9 protein-coding genes are annotated in these 8,206 nt (G+C 72.0%); 7 read left to right on the plus strand and 2 right to left on the minus strand.

Features of this window, described 5'->3' with window-relative positions:
- On the minus strand, positions 1 to 181 hold a 181-nt coding region (locus tag Q8Q85_10235; GenBank protein ID MDP3774631.1), incomplete at its 3' end, for a thioredoxin domain-containing protein.
- 29 nt (positions 182 to 210) lie between these two features.
- Between Q8Q85_10235 and mce the strand changes: the two genes are divergently transcribed.
- Positions 211 to 627: a methylmalonyl-CoA epimerase gene (mce, locus tag Q8Q85_10240; protein MDP3774632.1), complete on the plus strand. Its 417-nt coding sequence runs from the start codon at positions 211 to 213 to the stop codon at positions 625 to 627.
- On the opposite strand, the gene Q8Q85_10245 is transcribed toward mce, so the two are convergent.
- Positions 624 to 1,085: a hypothetical protein gene (locus tag Q8Q85_10245; protein MDP3774633.1), complete on the minus strand. Its 462-nt coding sequence runs from the start codon at positions 1,083 to 1,085 to the stop codon at positions 624 to 626. The genes mce and Q8Q85_10245 overlap by 4 nt on opposite strands.
- A 41-nt stretch (positions 1,086 to 1,126) precedes the next feature.
- Between Q8Q85_10245 and Q8Q85_10250 the strand changes: the two genes are divergently transcribed.
- From Q8Q85_10250 to Q8Q85_10275, 6 genes are all read left to right on the plus strand, one after another.
- Positions 1,127 to 1,849 carry a pyridoxine 5'-phosphate synthase gene (locus tag Q8Q85_10250; protein ID MDP3774634.1) on the plus strand — a complete coding sequence of 241 codons (723 nt, stop codon included), beginning with the start codon at positions 1,127 to 1,129 and terminating at the stop codon, positions 1,847 to 1,849.
- 30 nt (positions 1,850 to 1,879) lie between these two features.
- Complete coding sequence (locus tag Q8Q85_10255) at positions 1,880 to 3,682, plus strand: hypothetical protein (protein MDP3774635.1); 1,803 nt, start codon at positions 1,880 to 1,882, stop codon at positions 3,680 to 3,682.
- A 37-nt stretch (positions 3,683 to 3,719) separates the two neighbouring features.
- Complete coding sequence (locus tag Q8Q85_10260; protein ID MDP3774636.1) at positions 3,720 to 4,718, plus strand: lysylphosphatidylglycerol synthase transmembrane domain-containing protein; 999 nt, start codon at positions 3,720 to 3,722, stop codon at positions 4,716 to 4,718.
- A complete protein-coding gene (ispE, locus tag Q8Q85_10265; GenBank protein MDP3774637.1) occupies positions 4,715 to 5,602 on the plus strand; it encodes a 4-(cytidine 5'-diphospho)-2-C-methyl-D-erythritol kinase in 888 nt (295 codons plus the stop codon). Before Q8Q85_10260 ends, ispE begins: the two co-directional genes overlap by 4 nt.
- Before the next feature lie 174 nt (positions 5,603 to 5,776).
- Positions 5,777 to 7,774, plus strand: a complete 1,998-nt coding sequence (locus Q8Q85_10270) for a serine/threonine-protein kinase (protein MDP3774638.1) — start codon at positions 5,777 to 5,779, stop codon at positions 7,772 to 7,774.
- 33 nt (positions 7,775 to 7,807) lie between these two features.
- On the plus strand, positions 7,808 to 8,206 hold a 399-nt coding region (locus Q8Q85_10275), incomplete at its 3' end, for an aromatic amino acid lyase (GenBank protein ID MDP3774639.1).

Here is an 8,206-nt window from a genome sequence, read left to right on the forward strand (position 1 = left end):
CCTTGACGACCTTGAGGCCCTGATCGGCGTACTCGGACGACAACTGCTCGAGCATCGGCGCGATGATCCGGCACGGGCCGCACCACTCCGCCCAGAAGTCCACCACCACGAGGCCGCCGCACTGCTCGACCTCCTGCTGGAACGTTCCGTCGTTCACCGCCATCGCGTGCGACCCTGCCATGTCTCGCTGCCCCACGTTAGAATGTGTGCGTGCTCTCACCCGAACTCGCGGGCGCCGCGAGCGCGCGCCTCGCGCACGTCGGCATCGCCGTCCGGAACCTCGAGGAAGCGCTCGCCTTCTACCGCGACGTCCTCGGCCTCGAGCCGCGGCCCGCGGAAACAGCGGACGGCGCCACCGTCGTATCGCTCGCGCTCGGCGACTCGGAGATCGAGCTACTCGCCTCCGACGACCCCGACACCCCGATCGGCAAGTTCCTGGCCAGGCGCGGCGCCGGCATCCATCATGTCTGCTACCGCGTCCCAGACCTCGACGCGGCCCTCGCTCGCTGCCGCGAGCACGGCTACCAGCTCATCGACTCATCGCCCCGGCCCGGCGCGCACGGGCGGCGCGTGGCCTTCCTTCACCCCAAGGCGACGGCCGGCATCCTGCTCGAGCTGAGCGACTAGGGCTGGTTGCGGCCGGTCGCCGGCGGGATCGCGGCGTCGAGCCCGATCCCGGTGATGAGCCAGCCGCCGGTCCGCGCGATCACGAGGGTGAACGGCACCACGAACCGCCGGCCATCGCGCTCCAACTCGACATGGAGGATGCGGCCGTTGGGTTGCGACTGCGGCGCTTCCGTTCTCACGACCCGGTGCTCGTCGTTTTGAAGCAGCCGCTGCATTATGGTAAGCTGCTGCTGCCGCGCCCGAGGCCCGCTCCGGTTCGTCACCGTGCTCGGCCCGCGCTCGGTGCCCCAAAGCTCCGCCATGCGGCCGAGGTCCGCGCCGCGAACGGCGGCGAGGAACTGCGCGACGGTCGCTTCGGGAGCGTCCGGCGCCGGCGAGACCGTCACGGAGGGTCGCCCCCCGCAGGCCGCGGCGGCTCCGAGCATCAGGATTACGAGGTTGCGAGACGAGAAGTTCACGACGGTCAATAGCTTAACCACGGTCCGGAGGGCGAGCAAGCGTGCGGTTCTACGTCAACATCGATCACGTGGCCACCGTGAGGCAGGCGCGGCGCACCGACGAGCCGGACCCCGCCCGCGCGGCGTCGCTGGCGGAGCTGGCCGGCGCCGACGGTATCACGGTGCATCTGCGTGAGGACCGCCGGCACATCCAGGACCGAGACGTCGAGTTGCTACGGCAGACGGTGCGGACGGTGCTGAACCTGGAGCTCGCGGCCACCGACGAGATCGTCGGGATCGCGCTGCGCCTCAAGCCCCACCAGGCCACGCTGGTGCCGGAGCGCCGCGAGGAGATCACGACCGAGGGCGGCCTCGACTGCGGGCGCGGCGCCGAGCGACTCGCCGCGGTGCTGGCGCGGCTGCGCGAGGCCGGGATCCGCACCAGCCTGTTCATCGGCCCGGACCCGGCGTCCGTGAAGGCCGCGGCGGGCCTCGAGGCCGACGCCGTGGAGCTGCACACCGGCCGCTACTCCCGCGAGTGGCGGGCGCCCGAGGACGCGCTCGCCGAGCTGCGCTCGGCCGCCACGGCCGCGCGCGATGCCGGACTCGCGGTTCACGCGGGCCACGGGCTCACCTACGAGAACGTAGGGCCCGTCGCGCGGATCTCCGAGATCGAGGAGCTGAACATCGGCCACTCCGTGGTGAGCCGGGCGGTGCTGGTGGGCATGGAGCGGGCGGTGCGCGAGATGCGGGAACGAATTGACCGCGCGCGTGCGCAGGCCTAGCTTCGGGGCGGCGCGGACCACGGAGGCTCGATGAGTCAGAGCATGGGGACGCTCGATTTCTTTCTGCTCGAGGCAAGTGAATACCTCGAGCGGCTCGACGCGTTGGCCCAGACCCCGGCCGGCCCGTTCGCGGGCGGCGAGGAGTTCGTCCGGTTCGCGCGGGCCTTCCGCGGCAGCGCCCTGATGGCGACCCAGCACGGGATGGCGCGCGCGGCGCAGGGGCTCGAGTCCGTGGCGCGCGCGGTGCGCGAGTCCCGCCTGGAGTGGGACGAGAGGGTCCGCGCCGAAGTGACGCGCGCGGTGGACGACTGCAAGGTGCTGATGCGCCGGCTGCGCGAGCAGGACCCGGGCGACAAGGAGCGCGCCGAGGCGATCGGATCCGGCCTGGACCGCCTGTCGGGCCGCAGCTCCGCGGAGCGCCGCGTCGCTTCGACCGGCGCGCTCGATGCCGGCGGCCGCGCCTTCGTGGCGCGCGAGGCGGCTGCCATCGCCAGCGTGCTCCAGCGCACCGCCGTGGCGCTGGCGACCGACCCGTCCAGCCGCGACGTGCTGGCCCGCGTCAGCCCCGGCATGTCGGCGTTGCGCGGCGTCGCCGCCTTGGCCGACCTACCGCCGCTCGCGGACCTCCTGGCCGGCATCGACAGCGCCGTCAAGGAAGTGTCCGCCACGCCGGGCGCGGCCGGCGCCGGTGTCGCCGACGTGTTCGACGCGGCGGCGCGCGCCATGGCCCGCGCCGCGCGCGAGGTCGTGGACGCGGGGCGGCCCGCCGCCGAGAGCGAAGAGGCCGGCACGTTCGCCACCAGGCTCCTCGCGACGTTCACCGGGAATGTCGTGCCGATCGAGGCGCTCTTCTACGCCGATGCGGGGCCGCACGTCGTCAGCCGCGGTGTGGCGCCCGCGGCGCCCGCCGGCGCCGGACTCGGCCGCATGGAGATGGTGAGCCACGGGGAGTTCCTCCGCGCCGCCACCACGGAGCTCCAGCGCGCGACGTCGTGGGTCCAGCGCGACCTCCGCCTCTTCGCCATCGCGGCCAGCCTCCGGCCGATGGCGGGCTCGGTGGGCTCGCTCATATCCACGTCCCTGGGCCGGTTCGCGGACGCCACGCGCGACGCCATCGGCCGCGGCGCCGGTGCCGGTGCACTGCCCGGGTTCGTCGATCTGGTCGGGCGGGCGGCGGACACCCTGAGCGCCGCACAGATCAGCGACGAGAGCCAGCTCGCCGAGCAGCTCGACGACGTGACGCACGGTCTCGCGGCACTCCAGACCGCGCCCGCGGCAGCCGCGCCCCCCATGGAGCCGGTGGTCGCCGAGGCGCCCGCGCCGGTCGCCCCGGCCACGGTGGCAGCACCGCCGGTCGCGGCGGCCCCGGAACCCATCACCGCAGCGCCCGTGCCGGCCCCGGCCGCGCCGCCGGAAAAGGGCGCGGACCTCGCCACGGCGTACGCCACGTTCGACCGGCTCGTCGCTGAGCGTGGCCTGCGACCCGGTTCTCTCGACGAGTTCCTCTCCGGCGCCGCCACGGCGGCGCCGCCGGATGTCGCCGTCCCGGTTCGCCGGCCCGTGGCGCCGACGCGCGAGCTTCGGAGGGTCCCGGCCGAAGTCGCGCTGCGCGAGGACGCGGTCGTTCCGATCGAGGCGCTCGCCCCGGCCGAAGAGGCCGTCGCGCCGATCGAGTCGCTGCTCTACGGCGGCGACCGCGCACTGAAGCGCATCCTCGAGCTCAAACGGGACCTCGACGCCGCCTCCTCCGCCGGCGGCGACGGCGCCCGCCTCACGGCCCTGCTGAACGAGGTGTTCGATCTCGTCGAACTCGGACTCGGCGCTGGCCGCTAGCGCGCCGGCCGCCCCGACCGGTCGGGGACGGCAGGTCATGGTCGTCCTCGGTCTGGCGCTGTCGGTCTTCTTCCTCGCCTGGGCCTTCCGCGACGTGAAGCTCGCCGAGGTCGTGCACCATCTGCGGCGCGCCAACTACGCCTACTTCCTGCTCGCCGTCGCCCTGCTCACGCTGACCTTCCCGCTCCGCGCGTTCCGGTGGCGGATCCTGCTCGCGCCCGGCACCCGCGGCGCGCCGCTCGGGCCGGTGTGGCGCGCGACCGCGATCGGCTTCATGGCCAACAACGTCCTCCCCGCTCGCGCCGGGGAGGTCGTCCGCGCCTACGCTGCCGCGGAGCTCGTCGGGCTCCCCGTGCCCACGACGCTCGCGTCGATAGGCATCGAGCGGGTCTTCGACGGGCTCGTCATCATCTTCCTGCTCAGCCTCGGCATCCTCGCGCCGGAATTCCCGAGCCACGCGCGGGTGGACGGCCGAAGCGTGGCGGACATCGCCATGTGGACGGGCGGAGCGTTCGCGCTCGTCCTCGTCCTCTTCGCGGCCATGGTGCACGCGCCGGCGCGTGCGCTGAGCGTCGTGGACCGCACGTTCCACCGCTTCCTGCCGAAGCGCGCCGCCGAGTGGGCTGTGCGCGTGCTCCGTAACCTCATCGAAGGCCTCTCGATCCTGCGATCACCGCGCGACACCTTGCGCGTCCTGGTCTGGTCGTTCGCCCTCTGGCTGACCAACGCGGCCGGCTACTGGTTCGGCTTTCAAGCGTTCCACCTGGTGGGCCTGCCGTCGTCGTCCGCGCTGGTGATGCAGGGCATCGTCGCCCTCGGCGTCGCTATCCCTTCGTCCCCCGGGTGGTTCGGGCCGTTCGAGGCCGCCACGCGCGCCTCGCTCGAGCTGTACGGCGTGCCGGGCGCCACCGCCGCGAGCTTCGCCATCGGACTCCACATCGGCGGGTTCATCCCGATCACCGTTATCGGGCTCTGGATCCTCGCGCGTACCGGCCTCACACTGCGTGAGCTGAGCGGCAAGGAGCCGAAGAAGTGACGGCGCGCCTGGCCGTGACTGCGCCGGCCAAGATCAACCTCTGGCTGCGCGTGTTCGGGCGGGACGCCAAGGGCTACCACGCCATCGAGTCGCTGTTCCAGCTGATCAGCATCGCGGACGAGCTGGTGGTGGAGCGCACCGCGTCCGGCGTGACGCTCGCGGGCGCGCCCGAGGCGTTAGGGCCGGTGGACGAGAACCTGATCGTGCGGGCGGCGCGCGGGTTTCTGCGCGCGGCCGGAGCGTCCGGCGGCGTCGCGATCATGCTGAGTAAACGCATCCCATGGAACGCCGGGCTGGGCGGCGCGTCCTCCGACGCGGCGGCGACGCTCCTCGCCATGAACCGTCTCCACGCGGACCGGCTGACTCCTGGTGACCTGATCGAGCTGGGTGCGTCGCTCGGCAGCGACGTGCCCTTCTTCCTGACCGGCGCGCCGCTCGCGCTGGGCTGGGGCCGCGGCGAGCGTTTGCTCGGGCTGCCGCCGCTGCCCGCGCTTCCGCTGCTCATCGTTCCTCCGCCGGCGCCGGTGAAGACGGCGGAGGCATACGCCTGGATAGACAAGGACCGCGCCGCCGAGCACACCGGTGAGTTCGCGGCGGTGGTGCCGGCCAACGCGCTCGGCTCGTGGGAGGAGGTCCGGCGGCGTTCGCACAACGACTTCGAGCCGGTGGTCGCCGGCCGGTTGCCGCAGATCGGGCACTGGCTCGACCGGCTGCGAGAGACGGACGCGTTCCTGGTGCGCCTGGCGGGGAGCGGCGGCGCGATGGTGGCGCTGTACGAAACGGCGCCGGCGCGGGACGCCGCGTGGCGGCGGCTGGGAGCGGACGAGCGGATGCTGCGGGGCGAGACGCTGACGGCGGCGCCGGAGATGCGGCTCGAGAACTGAGCAGCTTGACCAACGGACGGAGGGTCCGACAGAACTGCCGAACCCGGAGTAGTTGACCGCGGGCAGCCCCAACCCGCAGTATAGGACGTGCTCTGTCCGGCCTGTGGTAAGGCCAATCCCGACGAAGCCCGATTCTGCCTCCAGTGTGGCGCAACCTTGGCCACCGGAGGCCCGGTGGCGCCCGACGATCCCCAGCGGGCGGCGCTGGAGCGTGCCCTCGGCACGCCGTACGAGATCGTGCGGCTGCTGGGCCACGGCGGCATGGGCGCCGTCTATCTCGCGCGCGAGCGGGCCCTGGAGCGGCTGGTCGCGATCAAGGTGCTTCCACCAGACATGGCGTCGGACGCCGAGAGCCGGGAGCGGTTCCGGCGCGAGTCGCGCACCGCGGCGAAGCTGACCCACCCGAACATCGTCCCCCTCCACACCTTTGGCGAGGTCGAGTGGATGCTGTACTTCGTGATGGGCTACGTGCGGGGAGAATCGTTAGGCGAGCGGATGCATCGCGAGGGGAAGCTGCCGCCCGAGGATGTGCGGCGCATCATCGGGGAGCTGGCCGGCGCGTTGGACTACGCGCACCGCCAGGGCGTGATCCACCGCGACATCAAGCCCGACAATGTGCTCCTCGAGGACGAATCCGGCCGGCCGATGCTCACCGACTTCGGCGTAGCCAAGGCACGGGCGACCGGCGCGACGCTGACGGAAGCCGGTGCGGTCGTGGGGACGCCGCACTACATGTCGCCCGAGCAGGCGAGCGGCGCGCGGGACCTGGACGGGCGAAGCGACCTCTACTCGCTCGGCATCATGGGGTACGCAATGCTGAGCGGACGTTTGCCGTTCGAGGGCGAGTCGTTCCGCGACGTGATCGTGCAGCACGTGACGAAGGCGCCCCCGCCGCTCGATGCCATCGCCCGCGAAGCTCCGGCCGAACTGGTCGCGGCGGTTACCCGGTGCATTGCCAAGGAGCCGGGTGCCCGGTGGCCGGATGGACGCGCGCTGCGTGAGGCAGTGGCCATGGACGGCGACGATGAGCCTCCCAAGCTTTCCTTCCTGCTCAAGGTGATCGACGAATATGCGTCCGAGATCGTCGTATCCGCGGCGATGCTCACGATAGGTGCGTTCATCTACCCCTTCCTGGATGCCGAAACCCGGGTCATCGCGCTCCTCGCCCCTGCCTTCATGGGCGCCATGCTCTTCGTAGGCACTCCCGTGGCATTGGCCGTTGCGAGGCAGCGCGGGCACAGTTGGGCCTACCTGAGGCAGCTTCTGCTGAGACCTCCGCGCTGGTGGGCGATGTGGTGGCCGGCATCCTGGCGGCGCGAGGACGACGTGTGGCACCGACTGCCGCCGGTATTGCGCCGCACGCGCATCGCGCAAACGGTCGCGGTCGTACTCGGGTTTGGGGCCGTTCTATGCATTCTTCGTATCTTCGCACTCCCCCCTCGCGGCGGTCAGGTCGAGGTTGTCGGTTCGTTTCTCCTGGCCCTCCTTGCACCCATCCCGGTACTCGTGCTTGGCGCGGCCGGCGTGGCGAGTGTGTGGGGAAAGCATCGCGGACTGAGCGCTCTCGAATCCAGTCAAGCAGCCTCGAAGTCCACCATGGCGCTCGCCTTCTGGAAGCGGCGGAAGTTCGCGTCGCTGCTGCTGCCGGCCGCAGCCAGCCAAGCCCCGCCGGAGCCGCGCGAGCCGGCCGACTACGTGCGCGCGATCCTCGAGCGCGCGGGCGCACTGACCGGCCCCGCGAGCGAGCTGGGAAGCGAAGCGGTCGCCGCGGCGCGGCAGGTGGTTACAGCGCTCGAAACGCTGGACGCCGAGATCGCGTTGCTCGCACGCGACGCGAGCCCCGGGGAGATCGCGGCGTTGGAGCAGAAGCTAGCCGTCCTCGGCGACGGCGCCGGCGAGCCCGCCTCGCGTCGCGAGCTGCGCCAGATGCTCACCAACCAGCGCGACCTGCTCAGGCGGCTCGCCGAGCAGCTGCACGAGGCGGCAGGGCGGCGCGAGCACCTGCTCAACCTGTTGCGGACCCTGTGGCTCCAGGTGGCCAACCTTCGCGCCGAGGCGGCCCGCGATGCGCTCGTGGACGCCGACGTGACCGGCCGTATCCGCGCGGCCGTCGCGGAGATCGGTGCCTACACCGAGGCTTCGGCGACGTTGCGGACGGACACGCCGTCTTGAGTTATTGAACTCGCCAACCCTTCTTTGTCTCCCATGACGGCCTCCCTAGCGATAGATGGCCACTCGCTCACCCTCGACGACGTCGCCCGCGTCGCGCGCGGCGAGGTCACGACCGTCACGCTCGCCCCAACGGGACGCACCGCGTTGGAACGGGCGCGGCGCGTGATCGAGGACGCGATCGCGGCCGGCGAGCGAGTCTACGGCGTGACGACGGGCTTCGGCCGGCTCGCCGAGGTGATGATCCCACCCGACGCGCGCATTCTGCTCCAGCGCAACGTCATCATGAGCCATGCCTCCGGCTTCGGCGAGCCGATCTCCCGCGAGGCCGTGCGCGCGCTCATGCTGCTGCGCGCCAACACGCTCGCCCACGGCCACTCGGGCTGCACCGTGCGCTGCGTGGAGCTGCTCCTCGACTTCCTGAATCGCGGTATC

It is taken from the genome of Gemmatimonadales bacterium, from assembly GCA_030697825.1.
Classification (GTDB): domain Bacteria; phylum Gemmatimonadota; class Gemmatimonadetes; order Gemmatimonadales; family JACORV01; genus JACORV01.